The organism is Klebsiella sp. 141203, from assembly GCF_032601985.1.
Classification (GTDB): domain Bacteria; phylum Pseudomonadota; class Gammaproteobacteria; order Enterobacterales; family Enterobacteriaceae; genus Klebsiella; species Klebsiella aerogenes.
Window position 1 is genome coordinate 1,367,739 of the sequence record NZ_JAQIRL010000001.1, and the last position, 23,080, is coordinate 1,390,818.

The window sequence follows — 23,080 nt, forward strand, 5'->3', positions numbered from 1 at the left end:
TTCTTTTTATTTATAGCGCAGATTACATCAGCGGCGTCGCCAGTTGCACGATACTAATCAGCGGCTGCGGCCACACGCCGAGCACCAGCACCAGCAGCGCGGAGATCAGCACCACGATACCGCCGGCGCTGTACTGCCAGTTTGACGGCGCATCGCGGTTCAGCTGCTCCGGGGCGCTCAGGTACAGGCTGACGGCAACGCGCAGGTAGTAGTAGAGACCAATCGCCGAGCCAATCACTACCGCGGCAACCAGCCACCACAGGTGCGCATGCACACCGACGGCCAGCACGTAGAACTTACCGATAAAGCCGAGGGTCATCGGAATACCGGCCAGCGACAGCATCATCACCGTCATTACCGCCGACAGGATCGGACGGTGCCAGAACAGACCGCGGTAGGAGAACAGCGAGTCAGCATCCGGGCCGCGATACGGGCTGGACATCAGGCTGACTACGCCGAACGCGCCGAGGCTGCTGAACAGATAACCGGCCAGGTAGACGCCAACGGCTTCCATCGACATTTCGCCGCTCTGCAGGGCGATTAACGCCACCAGCAGATAGCCGAGGTGTGAGATGGAAGAGTAACCGAGCAGACGCTTAATGTTGGTCTGGCTCAGCGCCATCAGGTTACCGAAGATGATAGAGGCGAAGGCGATCAGGCCCAGCACCACGCGTACCGCTTCGCTGTCGCCCACCGGCATGTACAGGAACAGACGCATCACCACGCCGAAGATGGCAATCTTGCTGGCGGTCGCCAGGAAGGTGGATACCGGCGCAGGCGCGCCCTGGTATACATCAGGCGTCCACAGGTGGAACGGCACCAGCGACAGTTTAAAGCCAAGACCGACGATCATCAGACCGAGGCCCGCCAGCAGCAGCGGCTCATGCAGCGCGTTGTCAGCCAGGCTCTTGCCCAGCGCGAGGAAGGACAGGTTACCGGAATTCGCATACACCAGCGCCATACCGAACAGCAGGAAAGACGAGGCTGCCGCGGAGAGGATGGTGTATTTGATGCTCGCTTCCAGCGAACGTTTCTGGCGGAAGGCGTAACCGACCAGGCCGAACAACGGCAGCGAAATCAATTCGATACCGAGGAACAGCGAGGCCAGGTGATTAGCGCCGGCCAGCAGAATGCCACCCAGCGCGGCGATCAGCACCAGCAGGTAGAACTCTTCTTTATTGTCCTTGTAACCCTCAAGCCATGGGTAGGCGAAAGTACAGGTCGCGAGGCTCGCTAACAGCACCAGCCCGGTATAGAGCATCGAGTAACCGTCAACGCGGATCAGCGGGGTGACGTCCATCGCCCCGTTCTGACCAACAAACCAGAGCGAGACCAGCGCGGCGTTAAGTCCGAGAACCGACAACGTGGCATTGAGAAAATGATTGCGTCGCCACGCAATGGAGAGCATCACAACCACCACCGTCAAGCCGACGATCAGCAGCGGTAGCAGTGCGATCAGTTGTTGTGGAGTTATTGTCATGGCGAATTACGGCCTTGTAGTAGAAACAGAATTAACAAACCACTGCTGAATGTTGCTCATCGCAGCATGCGAGGTGTCGAGAATTGGCTGCGGGAAGAAGCCCAACAGCACCAGCAGCACCACCAGCAGCAGGATGATAGACAGTTCACGCAGGGACATCCCCGGCAGCTCTTTCGTCGCGATTTCGCTTTTCGCTTTACCGAAGTAAGCGCGATGCAGCATCGACAGCGAGTAAACGGAAGCGAATACCAGACCAAAGGTCGAGATAACGGTAATCACCGGCACCACTTTATAGCTGCCGAACAGAATCATAAATTCGCCGACAAAGTTACCGGTGCCCGGCATCCCCAGGGTGGCGACAGCGAAGAACATCGACATCGCCGGCAGCCATTTAATTTTGCTCCACAAGCCGCCCATCTGGCGCATATCGCGGGTGTGCAGACGTTCATACAGCTGGCCGCACAGAATGAACAGACCCGCCGCGGACAGACCGTGGGCAATCATCTGAATCACCGCCCCTTGATAAGCCAGCTGGCTACCGGTGTAGATAGCAATCAGCACGAAGCCCATGTGGGAAACGGAGGTGTAAGCAATCAGACGTTTGATATCGGTCTGGGCGAAGGCCATCCACGCGCCGTAGAAGATACCGATCACGCCCAGCCACATGGCGATTGGCGCAAACTCGGCGGAGGCGTTCGGGAACAGCGGCAGCGCAAAGCGCAGCAGACCGTAGGCCGCGGTTTTCAGCAAGATGCCCGCGAGGTCGACGGAACCGGCAGTCGGCGCCTGGGAGTGGGCGTCCGGTAGCCAGCCGTGCAGCGGCACTACCGGCATTTTCACCGCGAAGGCGATGAAGAAGCCGAGCATCAGCATGTATTCCACGCCGTGCGACATCGGGGTTTTCAGCAGCTCTTCATAGTTGAAGGTCCACACGCCGGTGGCGTTGAAGTGAACGAATGCCAGCGCCAGAATGGCGATCAGCATCACCAGGCCGCTCGCCTGGGTATAGATGAAGAACTTGGTGGCCGCCGTGATACGCGTTTTACCGTCAGAGGCTTTGTGACCCCACAGCGCGATCAGGAAGTACATCGGCACCAACATCATTTCCCAGAAGAAGAAGAACAGGAACATGTCGATGGCGAGGAATACGCCGATGACGCCGCCCAGGATCCACATCAGGTTGAGGTGGAAGAAGCCCTGGTACTTTTCGATTTCGCGCCAGGAACAGAGCACCGCCAACACGCCGAGCAGGCCAGTCAGCACCACCATGAGCAGCGACAGACCGTCAATTGCCAGATGGATGCTAATGCCGAAACGTGGGATCCACGGCAGCACGAATTCCGACTGCCACTGCGGAATACCCGCGGATTGCGTCAGAGAATAGCCGCCCTGCATCCACAGCTGCAGGCCAAGCACCAGCGTCAGTCCCATGGTAATCAGCGCAATCCAGCGCGGCAGTTTCACGCCAAAGCGTTCAGTCTGCCAGCACAGGAAGCCGCCAATAAAGGGGATTAATATTAGCCAGGGTAATAACATGGCGATTTTTATTCCTTGTTAAAGTCCCGTTCAGGACCGATTTTCAACGAATTCGACTACATTCACGTTTGAGTGCGGTTTGTTGTGTCGGGTGGCGTTTCGCTTACCCGACCTACGGTTTCGTAGGCCCGGTAAGCGAAACGCCACCGGGCAAAACCGCGCGCTCAAATCAACGCAGTACCATCAGCAGAGCCAGCACTACCACCGCGCCAATGCTCATTGAAGCCACATACCACCGCAGATAGCCGTTCTCGCTCACCAGCAGGCCTTTACCTGCGAAGCGGGACAGAATCGCCGGGATATTCATCAACGAGTTCAGCGGATCGCTCTTCAGCAGCCAGGCGATACCGAGGAATGGTTTCACGAACACTTTGTCGTATAACCAGTCGAAGCCCCAGGCATGGAACCACCAGGTACCGAAGAAGCGGCCAGGCGCGCTGTTGGCGATGGAAGTCACCAGCGTACGTTTGCCCAGCCACAGCCATGCGGCGATCAGGATGCCGGCGATAGCGATAATTCCGGAGGTCATTTCCAGCGTCATCACGCTACCGTGAGCGAGCTCAGTGGTCTGCGGCAGTACGCCTTCCAGCGGCGGCACAATCAGCGCGCCAACGAAGGTGGACAGAATCAGCAGCACAATCAGCGGCAGATGGTGGGTAATCCCCTTCCCTGCGTGCGCGTGAATTTGCTCTTTACCGTGGAACACGATGAAAATCATACGGAAGGTATACAGCGAGGTCATAAAGGCGCCGACCAGGCCCGCTACCATCAGATTGATATGGCCGTTGGCCATCGCGCCAGCCAGAATCTCATCCTTACTGAAGAAGCCTGCGGTGATAAGCGGCAGAGCGGACAGCGCCGCGCCCCCCACCAGGAAGCAGACATAAACCAGCGGAATGGATTTGCGCAGGCCGCCCATCTTGAAGATGTTCTGTTCGTGATGGCAGGCGAGGATCACCGAACCTGACGACAGGAACAGCAGCGCTTTAAAGAACGCATGCGTCATCAGGTGGAAGATCGCCGCGTCCCAGGCCTGGACGCCCAGCGCGAGGAACATGTAGCCAATCTGGCTCATAGTGGAGTAAGCCAGCACGCGTTTGATGTCGGTCTGCACCAGCGCGGCGAAGCCCGCCAACACCAGCGTGATTGCGCCAACGATACCGACCAGATGCAGCACTTCCGGCGTCATCAGGAACAGGCCGTGGGTACGGGCAATCAGGTACACGCCCGCGGTCACCATGGTAGCGGCGTGGATCAGCGCAGAGACCGGCGTCGGGCCCGCCATCGCATCGGCAAGCCACGTTTGCAGCGGCAGCTGAGCGGATTTACCGACCGCGCCGCCGAGCAGCATCAGCGTCGCCCACTGCAGCGTGGTGCTGCCGTTAGCGAAGTGCTGCGGCGCCAGCTCAACCATTTCGCGGAAGTTCAGGGTGCCCAGTTCGTTATAAAGAATGAACAGCGCGAAGGCGAGGAACACGTCGCCGACGCGGGTGACCACGAACGCTTTCATCGCCGCGGCATTGTTCTTCGGATCGGTGTAGTAGAAGCCGATCAGCAGGTAAGAACAGAGACCCACGCCTTCCCAACCCAGGTACATCAACAGCAGGTTATCGGCCAGCACCAAAACGACCATGCTGGCGATAAACAGGTTGGTGTAAGCGAAGAAGCGAGAGTAGCCCTCTTCGCCGCGCATGTACCAGGAGGCGAACATGTGGATCAGGAAGCCGACGCCGGTAACCACGGAGAGCATGGTCAGAGACAGGCCATCCAGCACCAGGTTGAAGCCGATGTTGAAATCACCGACCGACATCCAGTTCCACAGCGGTACGCTGACCGCCTGTTTGCCGTTAGCGAAAAAGTCGACGCCGACGTACGCCGTCACCAGCGCCGCCAGGCCTACCGAGCCCATCCCCACGGTAGCGGAAAGATTTTCCGACCAGCGTCCGCGGGAGAAGGCCAGCAGCACAAAGCCAATCAATGGCAGAAGAATGGTTAAGGCAAGCATGTTCATCCACGCAACTCACTTACTGAATCGATGTTCAGGTTCTGGCGGCGACGATGGAGCTGCAGCAGCAGCGCCAGACCGATACTCGCTTCCGCAGCCGCGAGGCTGATGGCGAGGATATACATAATCTGACCATCAGTCTGGCCCCAGTAGCTTCCCGCGACCACGAATGCCAGCGCGGCGGCGTTAATCATGATTTCCAGGCTAATCAGCATAAACAGCAGATTGCGGCGGATCACAAGACCAGTCAGGCCGAGCACAAACAGGATGGCGGCGAGGATCAGTCCATGTGTTAAGGGGATCATGCGTGTTCCTCCGTTTTTCTTTTGTCGCTGTCGTTCACGCGGTTGCTCAGCACCTCACCGGCGCGCTCTTCGCGGCCAATGTGGAAGGCAACAACCAGGCCCGCCAGCAGCAGCATGGAGGCCAGCTCCACCGCCAGGACGTACGGCCCAAACAGCGCAATACCCACTTCTTTGGCGTTGATCGCCGCACCGTCGATACCCTGGTCATTAATGCCCAGGATGGCGTAAACGATTACCACCAGCAGCACCGCGGAAAGGATGGCCGGGCCAATCCAGATCCCCGGCTGCAGCCATTTGCGTTCCTGTTCGATCTCGGTGCCGCCCAGGTTGAGCATCATCACCACGAACACGAACAGCACCATAATGGCCCCGGCGTAAACGATGATTTCCAGCGCACCGGCGAAGTAAGCGCCGAGCGAGAAAAACACCCCGGCAATCGCTAACAGCGAAATGATCAGGTACAGCAGCGCGTGCACCGGATTGGTGTGGGTGACGACCCGCAAGGTTGCGAGGATGGCTATCAGGCCACAGATATAAAAAGCGAATTCCATTGCCCCTCTCCTTACGGTAACAGGCTCTTGACGTCGATTGGCTTAGCTTCGTTTTCCGCTTCGCCCTTATCTTTGCCGTCGATTGCCATACCCGCCATCCGGTAGAAGTTATATTCCGGGTATTTGCCCGGACCGGAAATCAGCAGATCCTCTTTTTCGTACACCAGATCCTGACGTTTGTATTCGCCCAGTTCGAAGTCCGGGGTCAACTGAATCGCCGTGGTCGGGCACGCTTCTTCGCACAGGCCGCAGAAAATGCAGCGTGAGAAGTTGATGCGGAAGAACTCCGGGTACCAGCGGCCGTCTTTGGTCTCTGCTTTCTGCAGAGAGATACAGCCAACCGGGCAGGCTACCGCACACAGGTTACAGGCAACGCAGCGCTCTTCACCGTCCGGATCGCGCGTCAGCACGATACGGCCACGATAGCGCGGCGGCAGATATACCGGCTCTTCCGGGTACATCTGAGTTTCACGTTTGGCGAAGGCGTGCATCCCGATCATGCAAATACTGCGGACCTGGGTGCCGAACCCTACCAATAATTCTTTTAAGGTCATGTTCAATTCACCCCTTATTGCGCCTGCCAGAGAATGACAGCCGCCGTTACCAACAAGTTGACCAGCGTTAACGGCAGGCATACCTTCCAGCCAAAGGACATTACCTGGTCATAACGCGGACGCGGTAATGATGCGCGGATCAAAATGAACATCATCATGAAGAACGCGGTTTTCAGCGCGAACCAGATGAAAGGCGGTAACCACGGGCCATTCCAGCCGCCGAAGAACAGCGTCACGATCAGCGCTGAAACGGTGACAATCCCGATGTATTCACCGACGAAGAACAGACCGAATTTCATACCGGAATATTCAATGTGGTAACCATCGGCCAGTTCCTGCTCCGCTTCCGGCTGGTCAAACGGGTGACGGTGGCACACCGCCACGCCGGCGATGGCGAAAGTCACGAAGCCGAAGAACTGCGGGATGACGTTCCACAGATGCGCCTGGTTGTTGACGATATCGGTCATGTTGAATGACCCCGCCTGCGCCACCACGCCCATCAGGGAGAGACCGAGGAACACTTCGTAGCTCAGCGTTTGCGCGGAAGCACGCATCGCCCCCAGCAGCGAGTATTTGTTGTTGCTCGACCAACCGGCGAACAGGACCGCGTACACCGCCAGGCCTGCCATCATCAGGAAGAACAGAATACCGATGTTGAGGTCGGCGACCACCCACGACGGGCTAACCGGCACGATAGCAAAGGCCAGCAGCAGCGAAGTAAAGGCGATAACCGGCGCCAGAGTAAAGATCACGCGATCGGAGAAGCGCGGGATCCAGTCCTCTTTGAAGAACATCTTGATCATGTCGGCGACCAGCTGCAGCGAACCGCCCCAGCCCACGCGGTTAGGTCCGTAGCGGTTCTGGAACAGGCCGAGCAGACGACGCTCGCCGAAGCTCATGAACGCGCCGCAGGTGACGACCACCAGCAGAATGACCACGGCCTTCAGGATGCTTAACAGAATGTCGATAAGATCCGGCGTTAACCAACTCATGCTTGCGCCTCCTGCAGTGAATCAATACGCGCCCCGGCCAGTACCGGCGCGATGCCCGGCATGCCCATCGGTAAGCCAACCTGTCCCGCGGTCAACCCTTCAGAAATAACCAGCGGCAGACTCAGCGTCTGGCCTTCTACGCTGAAGGAAACCATCGCCCCGGCGTTAACGCCAAGCTTTGCGGCATCCGCCGGGTTCAGCTTGATGTATGGCTCAGGCATCCGGCTCTGGAACACCGGAGAACGCTGAGACAGCTCATCGCTGCCAAACAGGTGATAGTACGGCGCGATACGCCATTTGCCCTCTTCCGCGTGGAAGCTGGCCGGAACCGCCGTGAAATACTCCAGCCCGCTGGCGGAAGCTTCAATCAGACGTACGCCCGGATCGCCGTGGCGCAGTTTACCGCCCACTTCATCCTGGAATTTGTTCCATGCCTGCGGGGAGTTCCAGCCCGGCGCCCAGGCGAACGGGATCTGCGAACGCGGCGCGGACGGCTGGTTGTTCCCTTCCATTGAGAAGGCGAACATGGTGTCTTTATCCTGCGGTTGGCGCGGTTCGTGCACGCTGATATTGGCGCGCATCGCCGTGCGGCCGCTGTAGCGGTGCGGTTCACGCGCCAGCTTCTGGCCGCGAATGCGGAAGGTCGCATCCGGCGCGGCATCTTTAATGCCCGCCAGCTGCGGCAGCGCCGCAATCGCCGCATCGATGACGTGGTCCAGCTGCGTCCAGTCAACCTGACGGTTGTTGACGGTGCTGTGCAGCGAATGCAGCCAGCGCCAGCTTTCCAGCATCACGGTTTTCGCGTCGTAGTAAGCCGGGTCGTAAACCTGGAAGAAACGCTGGGCGCGGCCTTCGTTGTTAACAACGGTACCGTCGCTTTCCGCAAAGCTTGCCGCGGAGAGCACCAGGTGAGCTTTGTCCATAATCGCAGTGCGCTGATGATCAACCACCATCACCAACGGCGCTTTCGCCAGCGCAGCGTCGACGCGCGCGGCGGAAGCATGACGGTGCAGGTCGTTTTCCAGCACGATAACCGCGTCTGCGGCGCCGCTTTCCAGTTCGTCCAGCGCCTCTTCAAGCGAGCCGCCGCCGATCATGCCCAGACCGACGCTATTCACCGCGCGGGCGACCATGGTCACGCCAACATCGGCGCCGCGGCCTTTCAACGCTTTCGCCACGTTGGCGGCAGCCTGAATGATTTCCATGCTACCGGCGTTAGTACCGGAGATAATCAGCGGTTTTTTCGCCCCGGCCAGCGCCTGAACGATAACATCGACTTTACCCTGCAGGTCATGGCTCAGGCCATCAACCGCCGGCGCGCTGTCATCCAGCGCATGGGCGATAGCGAAGCCCAGACGCGCCTGATCTTCCACCGGCGCGCGGTAGGTCCACGCCGCGATGTCATCCAGGCGAGTGTCGTCGATATTAGTGACGAATAACGGATGCTTGGCGCGCTGTCCGATGTTGAGAATTGCCGCAATCTGCCAGTCGGCCACTTTCTGCGCCGCCGCCATTTCGCGAGCTTTCCCTTTCACCGCCTGGCGTACCGCCAGGGCAACGCGCGCGCCGGTCTGAGTAATATCTTCGCCCAGCACCAGTACCGCATCGTAGGATTCGATATCGCGCAGCGTCGGGGTATGGATCCCGCCTTCGCGCAGCACTTTGAGCATCATCTGCAGGCGCGCTTGTTCGCCTTTAGCGATGCCGGTATAGAAGTTTTCGCTACCGACCAGCTCACGCAGCGCGAAGTTGCTTTCAATGCTGGCGCGCGGAGAACCGATACCAATGACTTTCTTCGACTGGCGCAGGATATCCGCCGCCCCCTGCATCGCCTGTTCGGCGTTGAGCGCGATCAGATCGTCGCCGCGGCGCTGAACCGGCTGACGCGGACGATCTTTGAGGTTTACGTAGCCATAGCCGAAACGACCGCGGTCGCAGAGGAAGTAGCGGTTAACGGTGCCGTTATAACGGTTTTCGATACGACGCAGCTCGCCATAGCGTTCGCCAGGGCTGATGTTACAGCCAATGGAACACTGCTGGCAGATGCTCGGCGCAAACTGCATGTCCCACTTACGGTTGTAACGCTCAGAGTGCGTTTTATCGGTGAAGACGCCGGTCGGGCAAACTTCAACCAGGTTACCGGAGAACTCGCTTTCCAGCGTGCCATCTTCCGGGCGGCCGAAGTAGACGTTGTCATGAGCGCCATAAACGCCCAGATCGGTGCCATCGGCATAATCTTTATAGTAGCGAACGCAGCGGTAGCAGGCGATGCAGCGGTTCATTTCGTGAGAAATAAATGGCCCCAGATCCTGGTTGCGGTGGGTACGCTTGGTGAAACGATAGCGGCGGAAGCTATGACCGGTCATGACCGTCATATCCTGCAGGTGGCAGTTGCCGCCCTCTTCGCAGACCGGGCAGTCGTGCGGGTGGTTGGTCATCAGCCACTCCACCACGCTTTCGCGGAACTGTTTCGCTTCGCCGTCGTCAATAGAAATAAAGGTGCCGTCAGATGCCGGAGTCATACAGGACATCACCAGGCGACCACGCGTGTCTTCCGCGTTCTGATATTGCTTCACCGCGCACTGGCGGCAAGCACCGACGCTCCCTAGCGCCGGGTGCCAGCAAAAGTATGGAATATCAAGACCAAGAGAGAGACAAGCCTCTAGCAGGTTGTCCGCTCCGTTGACCTCGTATTCTTTGCCGTCTACATGAATCGTAGCCATTTGCGTGCTTCCAAAAATAAAAAACCTTTAGATTACCAGCGCGTCTTAAGCAGGTTCGGCTGAATACCGTTAATTGCATGGGTATTGCTGAACTGCTGCTTAATGCCAGCCTCGAATTCTTCGCGGAAATATTTGATAGCGCTCTGCAGCGGTTCAACCGCGCCCGGCGCGTGCGCGCAGAAGGTTTTACCCGGCCCGAGGAATCGACACAGTTGCTCAAGAGTTTCGATATCGCCAGGCTGGCCTTCGCCGCGCTCCAGGGCGCGCAGGATCTTCACGCTCCACGGCAGGCCGTCGCGACAAGGCGTACACCAGCCGCAGGATTCGCGGGCAAAAAATTCTTCGAGGTTGCGCACCAGCGGAACCATGCCGATCTCGTGGTCGACGGCCATCGCCAGCGCGGTGCCCAGACGACTACCGGCTTTACCAATGCTTTCAAACTCCATCGGCAAATCGAGGTGCGCTTCGGTCAGGAAGTCGGTACCGGCGCCGCCCGGCTGCCAGGCTTTAAACTTCAGGCCATCGCGCATGCCGCCGGCGTAATCTTCGAGGATCTCGCGCGCGGTGGTGCCGAAAGGCAGTTCCCAGACGCCCGGATTCTTCACGCGCCCGGAGAAGCCCATCAGCTTGGTGCCGGCATCTTTGCTGGTTGAAATATTCTGATACCACTCCACGCCGTTGGCGAGAATGGCAGGCACGTTGCACAGGGTTTCAACGTTGTTGACGCAGGTCGGTTTGCCCCATACGCCCGAGCTCGCCGGGAACGGCGGCTTGGAGCGCGGGTTCGCGCGGCGGCCTTCCAGGGAGTTGATAAGCGCCGTCTCTTCACCGCAAATATAGCGCCCTGCCCCGGTATGCACGAACAGCTCGAAGTCAAAACCGGTACCGAGGATATTTTTCCCCAACAGGCCTGCTTCAGTGGCTTCGGCGATCGCACGACGCAGATGCTGCGCCGCTTCGATATATTCGCCGCGCAGGAAGATGTAACCGCGATAGGCCTTCAGCGCAAAGGCGGAGATCAGCATGCCTTCCACCAGCAGGTGCGGCAGCTGTTCCATCAGCAGACGGTCTTTATAGGTACCCGGTTCCATTTCATCGGCGTTACACAGCAGGTAACGGATGTTCATGGACTCGTCTTTCGGCATCAGGCTCCACTTCAGACCGGTGGAAAAGCCCGCGCCGCCGCGCCCTTTCAGGCCGGCGTCTTTTACCGCATTGACGATTTCATCCGGCGCCATACCGCTTAAGGCCTTGCGCGCCCCTTCATAACCGTTTTTACTGCGATACTCGTCCAGCCACACCGGCTGCTTGTCATCGCGCAGACGCCAGGTTAATGGATGCGTTTCGGCAGTACGAATAATGGTTTTCATTTATACCGCTCCAGGAGGTCAGGAATCGCTTCCGGCGTCAGATAACTGTGCGTGTCGTCATCAATCATCATGGTCGGCCCCTTGTCGCAGTTGCCAAGGCAACAGGTTGGCAGCAGCGTGAAGCGGCCATCAAAGGTGGTTTGACCCGGTTTGATGTCCAGCTTTTTCTCGATAGCGGACTGGATCCCCTGGAAGCCGGTGATATGGCACACCACGCTGTCGCAGTAGCGGATCACGTGACGGCCAACCGGCTGGCGGAAGATCTGGCTGTAGAATGTCGCCACGCCTTCGACGTCGCTTGCCGGGATCCCCAGCACATCGGCGATCGCGTAGATCGCGCCATCCGGCACCCAGCCGCGCTGTTTTTGAACAATTTTCAGCGCTTCGATGGACGCCGCACGCGGGTCTTCGTAGTGGTGCTTTTCGTGCTCAATAGCCTCACGCTCTGCCGCACTCAGCTCAAAAGCCTCGGTTTGTGGTTGTTGATTCTCGTGCATAATTAGCGGTCCACGTCTGACATAACAAAATCGATACTACCCAGATAGACGATAAGGTCGGATACCAGGCTGCCGCGGATCGCCGCCGGGATCTGCTGCAGGTGCGCATAGCTCGGGGTACGAATACGGGTACGGTAGCTCATGGTGCTGCCGTCGCTGGTCAGGTAGTAACTGTTAATCCCCTTCGTCGCTTCAACCATCTGGAAGGATTCGTTGGCCGGCATCACCGGGCCCCAGGAAACCTGCAGGAAGTGCGTAATCAGGGTCTCAATGTGCTGCAGCGTGCGCTCTTTCGGCGGCGGCGTAGTCAGCGGGTGATCCGCTTTGAACGGGCCTTCCGGCATATTATCGAGGCACTGCTGGAGAATGCGCAGGCTCTGGCGCAGCTCTTCCACTTTTAGCATCACGCGGGTGTAGCAGTCGGAAACGCCGCCGCCGGTCGGGATTTCAAAGTCGAAGTTTTCGTAGCCAGAATAAGGACGCCATTTACGCACGTCGAAGCCGATACCGGTCGCGCGCAGGCCTGCGCCGGTGGTACCCCACTCCAGCGCTTCTTTCGCGGTGTAGGCGGCAACGCCTTTGGAGCGGCCAATCAGAATAGTGTTGCGCAGCGCGGCTTTCTCATAGGAATCCAGGCGCTTAGGCATCCACTCAAGGAATTCACGCAGCAGGCGATCCCAGCCGCGCGGCAGGTCGTGGGCGACGCCGCCGATGCGGAACCATGCCGGGTGCATACGGAAACCGGTGATCGCTTCGACCAGATCGTAGATTTTCTGACGGTCGGTAAAGGCGAAGAAGACCGGGGTCATCGCGCCGACGTCCTGAATAAAGGTCGAGATATACAGCAGGTGGCTGTTAATGCGGAACAGTTCGGACAGCATCACGCGGATCACGTTCACGCGATCCGGCACGGTGATCCCGGCCAGTTTTTCCACCGCCAGCACGTACGGCATCTCGTTGACGCAGCCGCCGAGGTATTCGATACGGTCGGTGTACGGGATGTAGCTGTGCCAGGACTGGCGTTCACCCATCTTCTCCGCGCCGCGGTGGTGGTAGCCGATGTCCGGCACGCAGTCGACAATCTCTTCGCCATCCAACTGCAGAATAATACGGAATGCGCCGTGAGCGGACGGGTGGTTCGGGCCGAGGTTAAGGAACATAAAGTCCTCGTTTTCGGTACCGCGCTTCATACCCCACTCTTCCGGCTTGAAGGTTAACGCTTCCATTTCCAGATCCTGCTTGGCCTTGGTCAGCTCAAACGGATCGAATTCGGTGGCGCGCGCCGGATAGTCTTTACGCAGCGGGTGGCCTTCCCAGGTCGGCGGCATCATGATGCGGCGCAGATTCGGGTGACCGTCGAAGGTCACGCCAAACATTTCCCAGGTTTCACGCTCATACCAGTTGGCGTTAGGGAACAGTTTGGTGAAGGTCGGTAGATGCAGATCGTTTTCAGACAACGCCACCTTGAGCATGATATCGCGGTTGCGGTCTACTGAGATCAGGTGGTAGAAAACGGAAAAATCCGCGGCTGGCAAGCCATCGCGGTGTGTACGTAAACGTTCGTCCATGCCGTGCAGGTCAAACAGCATCACGTAAGGTTTAGGCAATCTCTTCAGGAAATCACCCACCTCGAGCAGCTGTTCGCGCTTCACCCATACCACCGGAACGCCGGTACGGGTAGGCTGAACGGTAAAGGCATCCGGCCCAAAACGGTTGCGCAGTTCGCCGATCACCGGGTCATCAAGGTGATCGCGGGTTTGCCAGGCTGGTGCGGCGTCATGCGCGGTTAAATCAGTCATATTGTTCACCATTGCAAAAGGTCCGTGGTGACTGCCGGGCGAGGCTTCGCTGCTTTTGTAGATTGATTTGCGAAGTCTGGTTCCCGCCCGCAGGCGCAAGTTAAATCTCGTCCGGAGTCCGCAGATTGGTCACCGCAATTCGTTCGCCGCGTTTACGCTCGCGCTCGGATTGCATGTTGGCGCGATAGACGCCCTGATCGCCAACCACCCAAGAGAGAGGACGGCGCTCTTTACCAATGGATTCCTGCAGCAGCATCAGCGCCTGCATATAAGCTTCCGGACGCGGCGGACAGCCCGGGATGTAAACATCAACCGGAATAAACTTGTCCACGCCCTGGACGACGGAGTAGATATCGTACATCCCGCCGGAGTTAGCGCATGCGCCCATAGAGATAACCCACTTCGGCTCCAGCATCTGATCGTACAGGCGCTGAATAACCGGGGCCATTTTGGTGAAGCAGGTACCGGCGACCACCATCAGGTCGGCCTGACGCGGAGAGGCACGCAGTACTTCCGCGCCAAAACGCGCAACGTCATGCACCGCAGTGAATGACGTCACCATTTCTACATAGCAGCAAGACAGGCCGAAGTTGTACGGCCAAATCGAGTTCTTACGGCCCCAGTTCACCATGTCATGCAGCGCGTGTTCGAGTTTCCCCATATACACGCTTTTATTGACTTCTTGCTCCAGGGGGTCAGTTACGATCTCCTGTTTTTGCAGGGGGTAACGGTCGTTCTCACCGTTAGGATCTATGCGGGTGAGCGTATAATCCATCTTATTGCCTCGCTTTTACTGCATATGACGGTTAGTGGGACTGTCTGTTTCCGGGTTAACCAGCGTGCGACGGGAACGCGCAGGCGTCCAGTCCAGTGCGCCGATGCGAACGAGGTAAACCAGACCAGCCAGTAGCACTAAAATGAAAATTGCGGCTTCCACAAAGCCAACCCAGCCGCTTTCGCGAATGGATGTTGACCATGCGTAGAGATACAGGGCTTCCACGTCGAAGATAACGAAGAACATGGCGACCAGATAAAACTTCGCAGAAAGACGTAAGCGGGCCGAACCAACGGAGTCGATCCCCGATTCAAACGGCGTGTTTTTGCTACGCGCGCGCGCGCGACCGCCAAGGTACCAGCCGCCGACGAGCATCAGGCAGCACAGACCGATAGCGATGATGAGAAATATAGCGAATGCCCAATGATGAGCGATGACTTCAGTGGATGTTGACATACGCATTGCTTAACCAAAAAAGTGTAGCGCCAAAACCCTCTGCTCTTGATGGCAGATGAACGCCACAGCGTTTCACGGGAGGAATAAAAAAATGACCTTGCAAAAAAGCGTCCCTGGTTGATGAGGAAGCCCAAATGCCGTGGCTTTTTACCCCTTTCTTTAACCTTTTGTCAACTTTAACAAAAGTTTTAACTACATTAATTTACATTGGAATCTTTTCATTAACATTAAATGCCCTTTGTTGCGTAATAACCTTGCATATCATTCGGATTTAGTGTTGTTGAATCGTGTCCGTTTTAGACGTAAATCAGTTTCGCCAATCTATTTTGACAGGATTTGGCCGCGATTCCTCCCCCCAAGTAGGGGTATTTTCTTGATCTGTGACACGCTTTTGTTAATTACATCTGGAAAACGGCAACAATCCGTCCGGTTTTTTAACATTAGCAGGAAGTATTGAAACTGCAGCTAAAAATAGGGAAACAATGGTCGCTTTCAATCCAACTCATTGATTCATATATCAATAAATTATTAAACTGCTTAAAATCCTTGTAAAATATAAAAAAAAAGAGCCACTGACCTCATTTTGTCGATCGGCGGCTCTTTTTTACACTTACATTTTGTTACCGGATTATTGTGATCGATATATGATAATTTCGCTTTATGAAACCAGAGATCCGTCTCCCCCTTCCGGGGTATACAGCGTTTCCGTGTTCCACGGATTATGGTCCTGGCTCAGGGACTGAAAAATCGCCTGCGCCAGCTCGTTTTCCCGCTGTGGATTGCAGCTCAGCACATAGTGGGTATCCGGTAAGCCTGGCAAACCATCGCTTTTACCCGGCACGCGCAGTTCCGGACTCATCATTTCTACCGGACGCGCGGTGACGCCAAGCCCCGCTTTCACCGCCGCCTTCACCCCGGCCAGAGAACTGGCGGCATGCGCCAGATGCCAGGGGACCTGCGCGGCATTCAGCGCCGAGATGATATCTTCGCGAAACGGCCCGGACTCTTCGAGCAGCACCAGCGGAACAGATTCACCGTGCGCCAGTACGTAATCCGCGGCGCAATACCACAGCGTCGGCGAGGTACGCAGCGTCAGGACATCAAATTCGCCGGTTTGATGAGTGGTTAACGCCAGGTCAATCTCGCCGCTGCCCAACTTCGCAACGATATCGGCGTAATTCAGGACCTTAATTTCCAGCGTCAGTTTGGGATAGAAGCTGCCGATTCGATTGAGCAGATAAGGCAGGATGGTATCCGCCGTTTCATCGGAGGCGCCGATAGTCAACGTCCCCTGCAAACTGCCAAACATCAGCGACATGCAGGCTTCATCATTAAAACGCAGTATTTTGCGCGCGTAGCTGAGCAGTTGGATCCCCTGCTCAGTCAGTAATTTATTACGCCCATGACGAGCGAAAAGCTCTTTGCCAACCAGTTGCTCCAGTCGCTGCATCTGCTGGCTGACGGCGGACTGGGTACGACATACCGCGGCAGCGGCCGCCGCAAAGGTACTCAGATCGGCGACGGCGACGAAGGTCCGCAGCAGATCGAGATCGAGATTTAGTATCGGACGATTTGCATTTATCATATTTCTTCACTTACAGGCGCTAATGCTGGCCTGCCTTGTTGATGCTGTATCCAGGTTTCCGGCTATTCCATGAGCCTCGTGCCGAGCGGACAATTGCCGCGGGTGACAACTGGAAGAACGTCATTGCATGTGAAAGCACTCGTTCGCGACAAATGTGCGAAAAATTTGAGTAATATTTTGTTCGTAGCTCTACGCATTTTTAATTACTGAGACTTACGTTATGTGATGAATCTCAAACAAAGTCTGCAATAACAAATGTCGTTACGACCGGAAGCCCGACACAGATAACAACGCTTGCTGGAACACAAACAAAAAAGTCTGCAATAACAATATATTAATAAAATCACGCCGTTAAACAGAGGTTTATACGTCGATATTAACCGTCATATCCTAACCGAAAACCACAATATTTATAAGCGCTAATCAGTATTATCTAAGGTAATTTTAAACATTTTTGCAGCACTATAATTAAATTAACAAAAGCCGAAATAATCCATGCAATCAAATATACCTGATTCATTAATTGGCATGTTTTATTAAAAAAAATTAACATAGTTGCTACAGTTGTCGTCGCCCTCTTTCTTATTAGCATAGTGTCTTTTAGCGGTTAAAATTCAGGCAAGCCGCTTTTTCCTTCAGCAACAAACCAGATAAACATCCATACAATTGCGCAATATGCGCAACATAAAACCATTCAAAAACCCATATCAGGCACATTATATAAAGAATAACGCCATTACACAGATAAATTCATTACTCTAAAAAAATACTATTCGCAAAATCTTCTCCTGTTAACCCTTCAAAACAGCGGGGATGCGGAGTACATTGTTCCGTGCTGACTTCCACGGCAGGGAGTGGCGATAACAGCTAAAAGGTCAAAGGTTCATGTCCCCTATCGAAAAATCCAGCAAGTTAGAGAATGTCTGTTACGACATCCGCGGTCCGGTTCTAAAAGAAGCAAAACGCCTTGAAGAAGAAGGCAACAAGGTACTCAAGCTGAATATCGGCAACCCGGCGCCGTTCGGCTTTGATGCGCCTGACGAAATCCTCGTCGACGTTATCCGCAATCTGCCGACCGCCCAGGGCTACAGCGACTCAAAAGGTCTCTATTCCGCCCGTAAAGCAATTATGCAGCACTACCAGGCGCGCGGAATGCGCGATGTTACCGTGGAAGATATCTATATCGGTAACGGCGTTTCAGAGCTAATCGTCCAGGCCATGCAGGCGCTGCTCAACAGCGGCGACGAAATGCTCGTTCCGGCCCCGGACTACCCGCTGTGGACCGCGGCTGTCTCGCTTTCCAGCGGCAAAGCGGTGCACTATCTGTGCGACGAATCTTCAGACTGGTTCCCGGACCTCGACGATATCCGCGCCAAAATTACGCCACGCACCCGCGGGATCGTCATCATTAATCCGAATAACCCAACGGGCGCCGTTTATTCCAAAGAGCTGCTGCAGGAGATAGTCGAGATCGCCCGTCAGCACAACCTGATTATTTTCGCCGACGAAATCTACGACAAGATCCTGTATGACGACGCCGAACACCACTCTATCGCCGCGCTGGCGCCGGATATGCTGACCGTCACCTTCAACGGACTGTCGAAGACCTATCGCGTCGCCGGTTTCCGCCAGGGCTGGATGGTGCTGAACGGGCCGAAAAAGCACGCCAAAGGCTATATCGAAGGGCTGGAAATGCTGGCCTCAATGCGTCTGTGCGCGAATGTCCCGGCGCAACACGCTATCCAAACCGCGCTGGGCGGCTACCAGAGCATTAGCGAATTTATCATTCCGGGCGGGCGTTTGTATGAGCAGCGCAACCGCGCCTGGGAGTTAATCAACGAGATCCCGGGCGTCTCCTGCGTCAAGCCGAAAGGCGCGCTGTATATGTTCCCGAAAATCGATGCTAAACGCTTTAATATCCACGATGACCAGAAAATGGTGCTCGATTTCCTGCTACAGGAGAAAGTGCTGCTGGTTCAGGGTACCGCCTTTAACTGGCCGTGGCCGGATCACGTGCGTATCGTCACCCTGCCGCGTGAAGATGACCTGGAAATGGCGATTTCCCGCTTTGGCCGTTTCCTCTCCGGCTATCATCAGCTTTAATCGCGCCGCCGCCGGTATTTGCATCCGGCGGCGATCCCTGCGCACAATGGAACCTGATGTTGTCACCGCTTAAGGGTTCCTATGAGTCAGAGTCATTTCTTTGCCCACCTCTCCCGCCTGAAACTAATTAACCGCTGGCCATTGATGCGCAACGTGCGTACCGAGAACGTCTCCGAGCACAGTTTGCAGGTGGCGATGGTCGCCCACGCGCTGGCGGCGATTAAGAACCGCAAGTTTGGCGGCCAGGTCAACGCCGAACGTATTGCCCTGCTGGCGATGTATCACGATGCCTCCGAGGTACTCACCGGCGATCTGCCCACGCCGGTGAAATACTTCAATTCGCAGATTGCCCAGGAATATAAGGCGATTGAGAAAATCGCTCAGCAAAAACTGGTCGATATGGTTCCCGATGAGCTGCGCGATATCTTTGAGCCCCTGATTGATGAGCACCATTACAGTGAAGAAGAGCAGTCGATTGTGAAGCAGGCCGACGCCCTGTGCGCCTATCTGAAATGTCTTGAAGAGCTTTCCGCCGGCAATAACGAATTCCTGCTGGCTAAAGGTCGGCTGGAAAAAACGCTGGAGTCGCGCCGCAGCCCGGAGATGGATTACTTTATGCAGGTGTTTGTCCCGAGCTTCCAGCTGTCGCTTGATGAAATCAGCCAGGATTCACCGCTTTAATATACGGGCCGGGCATCCCCTGCCCGGCCTGAATGAATTAAAACGGAAAGAGTACCGGGATCAGCAGCACGCAGACCACCATCACCAGTACGGTGAAGGGCACACCGATTTTGACAAAATCACTGAACGAATATTTACCGGGTCCGAGCACCAGCGTGTTAACCGGTGAAGAGACCGGGGTCATGAAGGCCGCCGAAGCCGCCATCGCCACCACCATGGCGAAGGGATACGGCGATACCCCCATCGATTTCGCCGCCGCCAGAGCAATCGGCGCCATCAGCACCGCCGTCGCGGTGTTAGAGATAAACAGACCAATCGCCGCACACATCACAAACAGACAACCCAGCATCAAGTAGGGGCCTTTGCTCCCGGCGACGTCCATTAACCCCTGCACCACCAAATCCACGCCGCCGGTTTTCTGCAATGCCAGGGCAAACGGCATCATCCCCACGATCAAAATGATACTCGGCCAGTGAATCGCCTTGTAGGCGCTCTCCGCATTGATGCAGCGAAACTTGCCCATCAACAGGCAGGCGATGATTGCGGCAATGGGGTTGGGAATTTCATCGGTAAGCATCAGCGCTACCATCAACACCAGGCAGAATATGGCGTGCGGCGCCTGGCTGTGAGCGGGCGACGCATCGTTGACCTCAACCGGCATATTCAGCACCACAAAATCACGGCCGCGTTTTGCCAGCATGGCTATCTGCCGCCAGTTGCCGACCACCAGCATAATGTCGCCTAATTGCAGCGGTTCATCGACGACCGCGCCGTCGAGCGCTGTGCCATCGCGCTTCAGGCCGACGATATTCAGACCGAAACGGGTACGGAAGGCCATCTCGCGCACCGTTTTACCAATAAGCTCTGAATCAGGGATTAATGAGACTTCCGCCATGCCGACGTCCAGCGCCTGGTCGGAAAAGTATTCGCCACGCAGCACCATCGGCTCAAGCATCTGTTCGCCGCAAAACTGCCGCAGATCGACATCGGAAGCCGACATATCGATAAGCAACACGTCGCGGGCGCGAAACTCCGATACCCCGTTAACGTTGACAATCACCCGGCGAAAACGCCGCCAGCGCTCAACGCCGATAACGTTGGCGCAGTAGCGTTCACGCAGCTTTAAATCATCAAGCCGCTGACCGATCATCGGCGAGCCCGGACGAATCGCCAGCCGGCGCGCCCTACCGGTGAGGTGGTACTCTTTGATTAAATCGCGAAAGGTGCTTTTCTTGCGGCCATCGCGAGCGGCGCTGTCATCTTCGCCCTTCAGCATAAAACGCATCACCAGCATATAGACGATACCTAACACCAGCACCACCAGACCAATCGGAGTCACGCTGAAGAAACTGAATCCATGCAACCCCTCGCGCAGCAGTTCACTGTTGACCACCAGGTTCGGCGGCGTCGCCACCAGGGTCATCATGCCGCTAATCAGCCCGGCGAAGCTTAGCGGCATCATCAGCCGCGATGGCGAGGTATTCATGCGCAACGAGACGCTGAGCACCACCGGAATAAATATCGCCACGACGCCGGTTGAGCTCATAAACGCGCCCAGCCCGGCAACGGTGAGCATCAGATAGACCAGCATTTTGGTTTCGCTATTGCCGGCAACCTTGACCAGCCAGGAGCCCATTTTAGTCGCCACGCCGGTGCGCACCAGGCCATCGCCAATGATAAATAGCGCAGCAATGAGAATAACGTTCGGATCGCTAAAGCCGGAGAAGGCCTCGCTGAGGGTTAACGTACCGCTAAGCACAAACGCAACAATGATCATCAGCGCGATGGCATCCATGCGCACCTTGCCGGTTGCAAACAAGACAACCGCGATGGCCAGTAGCGATAACACCCAAATCAATTCACCGTTCACAACTTATCCTTGTCTGAAGAGGGAGCCGGAATTGTGGCATAAAAAAGCCCCGGCGACGCGGGGCTAAATCATGAGATTATGCTTTAAGATTCACCTGAACATTGCCGTCCGCCTGCCGCTCAATGCGCAAGCTCTCGAGGGTTGTCAGCACCAGATCGGCTTCATCAAGACGCGGCGCATCCGCCGGAACGTTGACGGCGATGGTGCGGCATCCGGCAGCCAGCCCGGAAAGCAGCCCCGCCGGCGCATCTTCAACCACCGCGCACTGTTGCGCCGGTATCCCCAGCAGTTCAGCGCCGAGCAGATAGGCATCCGGCGCCGGTTTCCCCTTCTTCACCTGCTCGGCGGTGACAAACACTTTCGGCATCGGCAGACCTGCCGCGCGGTGGCGGGCGTGAGCGACCGGAATGGAACCCGAAGTCACGATAGCCCATGGGATCCCCGCTTCATTAAGCGTATTCAGCAAGCTTAACGCGCCCGGCAGTGCGACAATGCCTTCGATATCAGTGGCTTCAATCTGCTCAAGAAAGCGGAACTCGGCCTGAATATCCTCTTCGCTGCGCCCCGGCATAAAATGACGAATCGAAGTGATGGCCTGTTTACCGTGAATGAAACCGAGAATCTCATCGTGTGGAATGCCGAAACGATCGCCCCATTTACACCATGAACGCTCGACTACCGGCAAAGAATCCACCAGCGTCCCGTCGAGATCGAACAGGAAACCTTTACACTGCACGGGCACCTCCATCAGGCATTAATAATTTGGTTAATTTCGTTGCTACTCAAGTGATACTGGCGCGGGCAGGAGTGCCAGGCGGCCAGCATACGCTGGTATTTTTCCCACATCGGCGTCTGCGAGTTAAAGCCGTGAGTTCCTGCGTCGAAGTGGCTATAGCGCCCTTCTACATTGACCATAAAGCGCACGTAGCCGAGATAGCGGGCTTCTGTGGCGACATCAAAACCAAGGAAGGTGACCCGGCGTTCATCAATAGCGGAGGCATCCTTCAGGTTGGTCCACGAGACGTGCAGCGCGTGGTACATCTCCATGATATCGATAATAGTCCGGCAGGTTTCTTCCGTCAGTTGGCCAAATTCGCGGTCCAGCTCGCGCATTTGCAGCCCATATCCACGCTCGATGATGGTCTGTAGACGGCGGTAACGTTCGGCGTTGTCCGGGTCGAGCATAGTCATCATCTTGTACTGATTGGACAAAATCAGACGCTGCGCATTGGTCATTTCCATTTTTGACTCCTGTAGCACTTACGGCGTGAAATAAAGAAGGCGCATAAATCATGCGCCTTCTTTTATATGCGTTTTCCGTATGGAATTACAAATCATCAAGGAAAGTTTTATCCAGTTGTTTGAAGGCGCGCTTAAGCGTGTCAGCCAGCGCCTGGTAATCCGGCTTGCCGTCAACCGGCGCTAACGCCTGCCCGGCCTCTTGTAATTTGCCGCGCACTTCATAAAACCAGTTCAATATTGATGGCGGTAATGGCGTCACGGAACGCTTGCCCAACCACCACAGCCCCTGCATCGGCAGGCTTAAGGCAAATAGCGCGGTGGCGACGGCCGGGCCGAGCTGCCCGCCGAGCGCTATCTGCCAGCATAAGGTGAAGACCGCAACCGGCGGCATGATGCGAATCGCGTAGTGAGTGGCGCGAATAATGCGGTTTTCGATAAACACCGGCGCCAGCCGTTTATCGAGGGGCCAGGTCTTCGCATAGTGCTGCCCGCGACGAAACAAGCTAAAAAAGCTAACGGGGCGATTCTCAGGGGTCGACATGGCTATACCTCAACT

20 protein-coding genes are annotated in these 23,080 nt (G+C 56.2%); 2 read left to right on the top strand and 18 right to left on the bottom strand.

The window, feature by feature from the left end; genetic code table 11:
• Window positions 1-22: 22 nt before the first annotated feature.
• The 14 genes from nuoN to PGR29_RS06590 form a co-directional block, all read right to left on the bottom strand.
• Complete coding sequence (gene nuoN / locus PGR29_RS06525) at window positions 23-1,480, bottom strand: NADH-quinone oxidoreductase subunit NuoN (RefSeq protein ID WP_015365594.1); 1,458 nt, start codon at window positions 1,478-1,480, stop codon at window positions 23-25.
• Window positions 1,481-1,486: 6 nt separating this feature from the next.
• Window positions 1,487-3,016, bottom strand: coding sequence for an NADH-quinone oxidoreductase subunit M (gene nuoM, locus PGR29_RS06530; protein WP_015365593.1), 1,530 nt, complete (start codon window positions 3,014-3,016; stop codon window positions 1,487-1,489).
• Window positions 3,017-3,185: 169 nt separating this feature from the next.
• Entirely contained in the window at window positions 3,186-5,027 is a 1,842-nt protein-coding gene (nuoL, locus tag PGR29_RS06535; protein ID WP_015706160.1) for an NADH-quinone oxidoreductase subunit L, read from the bottom strand.
• On the bottom strand, window positions 5,024-5,326 hold the full coding sequence (gene nuoK / locus PGR29_RS06540; RefSeq protein ID WP_004865088.1) for an NADH-quinone oxidoreductase subunit NuoK: 303 nt from the start codon (window positions 5,324-5,326) through the stop codon (window positions 5,024-5,026). The genes nuoL and nuoK overlap by 4 nt, the downstream gene beginning before the upstream one ends.
• The gene (nuoJ, locus tag PGR29_RS06545) at window positions 5,323-5,877 is read right to left on the bottom strand and encodes an NADH-quinone oxidoreductase subunit J (RefSeq protein WP_015365591.1); all 555 of its coding nucleotides are present in this window, start codon (window positions 5,875-5,877) and stop codon (window positions 5,323-5,325) included. Before nuoJ ends, nuoK begins: the two co-directional genes overlap by 4 nt.
• A gap of 11 nt (window positions 5,878-5,888) precedes the next feature.
• Window positions 5,889-6,431: an NADH-quinone oxidoreductase subunit NuoI gene (gene nuoI, locus PGR29_RS06550; protein ID WP_015365590.1), complete on the bottom strand. Its 543-nt coding sequence runs from the start codon at window positions 6,429-6,431 to the stop codon at window positions 5,889-5,891.
• Window positions 6,432-6,445: 14 nt separating this feature from the next.
• Window positions 6,446-7,423 carry an NADH-quinone oxidoreductase subunit NuoH gene (gene nuoH, locus PGR29_RS06555; protein ID WP_015365589.1) on the bottom strand — a complete coding sequence of 326 codons (978 nt, stop codon included), beginning with the start codon at window positions 7,421-7,423 and terminating at the stop codon, window positions 6,446-6,448.
• Window positions 7,420-10,146, bottom strand: coding sequence for an NADH-quinone oxidoreductase subunit NuoG (gene nuoG / locus PGR29_RS06560; RefSeq protein ID WP_213316937.1), 2,727 nt, complete (start codon window positions 10,144-10,146; stop codon window positions 7,420-7,422). The genes nuoH and nuoG overlap by 4 nt, the downstream gene beginning before the upstream one ends.
• Window positions 10,147-10,178: 32 nt before the next feature.
• A complete protein-coding gene (gene nuoF, locus PGR29_RS06565) occupies window positions 10,179-11,516 on the bottom strand; it encodes an NADH-quinone oxidoreductase subunit NuoF (RefSeq protein ID WP_015365587.1) in 1,338 nt (445 codons plus the stop codon).
• Window positions 11,513-12,013, bottom strand: coding sequence for an NADH-quinone oxidoreductase subunit NuoE (nuoE, locus tag PGR29_RS06570; protein WP_015365586.1), 501 nt, complete (start codon window positions 12,011-12,013; stop codon window positions 11,513-11,515). Before nuoE ends, nuoF begins: the two co-directional genes overlap by 4 nt.
• A 2-nt stretch (window positions 12,014-12,015) precedes the next feature.
• Window positions 12,016-13,824: an NADH-quinone oxidoreductase subunit C/D gene (gene nuoC / locus PGR29_RS06575; RefSeq protein ID WP_015365585.1), complete on the bottom strand. Its 1,809-nt coding sequence runs from the start codon at window positions 13,822-13,824 to the stop codon at window positions 12,016-12,018.
• A gap of 88 nt (window positions 13,825-13,912) precedes the next feature.
• Window positions 13,913-14,587: an NADH-quinone oxidoreductase subunit NuoB gene (gene nuoB / locus PGR29_RS06580; protein WP_002913178.1), complete on the bottom strand. Its 675-nt coding sequence runs from the start codon at window positions 14,585-14,587 to the stop codon at window positions 13,913-13,915.
• 15 nt (window positions 14,588-14,602) lie between these two features.
• Entirely contained in the window at window positions 14,603-15,049 is a 447-nt protein-coding gene (gene nuoA, locus PGR29_RS06585; RefSeq protein ID WP_002913181.1) for an NADH-quinone oxidoreductase subunit NuoA, read from the bottom strand.
• A 652-nt stretch (window positions 15,050-15,701) separates the two neighbouring features.
• Entirely contained in the window at window positions 15,702-16,628 is a 927-nt protein-coding gene (locus PGR29_RS06590) for a LysR family transcriptional regulator (protein WP_213794342.1), read from the bottom strand.
• Between the two features lie 885 nt (window positions 16,629-17,513).
• On the opposite strand from PGR29_RS06590, the gene alaA reads away from it, so the two are divergent.
• Window positions 17,514-18,731 (top strand): alanine transaminase AlaA, encoded by a 1,218-nt coding sequence (gene alaA / locus PGR29_RS06595; RefSeq protein WP_015365583.1) that lies wholly within the window; start codon window positions 17,514-17,516, stop codon window positions 18,729-18,731.
• 81 nt (window positions 18,732-18,812) lie between these two features.
• Window positions 18,813-19,412, top strand: a complete 600-nt coding sequence (gene yfbR / locus PGR29_RS06600) for a 5'-deoxynucleotidase (RefSeq protein WP_032712094.1) — start codon at window positions 18,813-18,815, stop codon at window positions 19,410-19,412.
• A 37-nt stretch (window positions 19,413-19,449) separates the two neighbouring features.
• On the opposite strand, the gene PGR29_RS06605 is transcribed toward yfbR, so the two are convergent.
• The 4 genes from PGR29_RS06605 to yfbV form a co-directional block, all read right to left on the bottom strand.
• Entirely contained in the window at window positions 19,450-21,282 is a 1,833-nt protein-coding gene (locus tag PGR29_RS06605) for an SLC13 family permease (protein ID WP_087860106.1), read from the bottom strand.
• Window positions 21,283-21,358: 76 nt separating this feature from the next.
• Window positions 21,359-22,018 (bottom strand): sugar phosphatase, encoded by a 660-nt coding sequence (locus tag PGR29_RS06610; RefSeq protein WP_087860199.1) that lies wholly within the window; start codon window positions 22,016-22,018, stop codon window positions 21,359-21,361.
• Window positions 22,019-22,029: 11 nt separating this feature from the next.
• Window positions 22,030-22,524, bottom strand: a complete 495-nt coding sequence (locus PGR29_RS06615; RefSeq protein ID WP_045391472.1) for a YfbU family protein — start codon at window positions 22,522-22,524, stop codon at window positions 22,030-22,032.
• 85 nt (window positions 22,525-22,609) lie between these two features.
• On the bottom strand, window positions 22,610-23,065 hold the full coding sequence (yfbV, locus tag PGR29_RS06620; RefSeq protein ID WP_316424284.1) for a terminus macrodomain insulation protein YfbV: 456 nt from the start codon (window positions 23,063-23,065) through the stop codon (window positions 22,610-22,612).
• Window positions 23,066-23,080: the final 15 nt, after the last annotated feature.